Source organism: Aquiflexum lacus, from assembly GCF_015476655.1.
Lineage (GTDB): Bacteria > Bacteroidota > Bacteroidia > Cytophagales > Cyclobacteriaceae > Aquiflexum > Aquiflexum lacus.
Genome location: NZ_JABFHF010000099.1, coordinates 1 through 344, shown reverse-complemented (window position 1 = coordinate 344; position 344 = coordinate 1). Strand labels below are relative to the sequence as shown.

General features: G+C 48.8%; 1 protein-coding gene. It reads left to right on the top strand.

The features are described 5' to 3' along the window. Positions 1-344: DUF7507 domain-containing protein (locus HMJ38_RS25200; RefSeq protein WP_194977204.1), on the top strand; the 344-nt coding region annotated here is incomplete at both ends.

The window sequence follows — 344 nt, the reverse complement described above, 5'->3', positions numbered from 1 at the left end:
CTGAACAACACCATCACCGTACTTGCTCCGGGTGCTTCACAGGACATCAACACGACCTATACAGTCGATCAGGATGATATCGATGCAGGTTCTGTATCCAACACGGCTACGGCTGCTGTTGAGGACATCTCTGTTTCGGATGATGTGACCGTAACGGCTACACAGTCCCCTGCGCTTGCAATCAGCAAAGCAGTGACTGAAACAACTTTTGCAGCTCCTGGTGATGAACTCAATTACACCATTACGGTATCCAATATCGGTAACACCACGCTGGAAAATATATCAGTTGTCGATCCTTTGACAGGTCTGAACAACACCATCACCGTACTTGCTCCGGGTGCTTC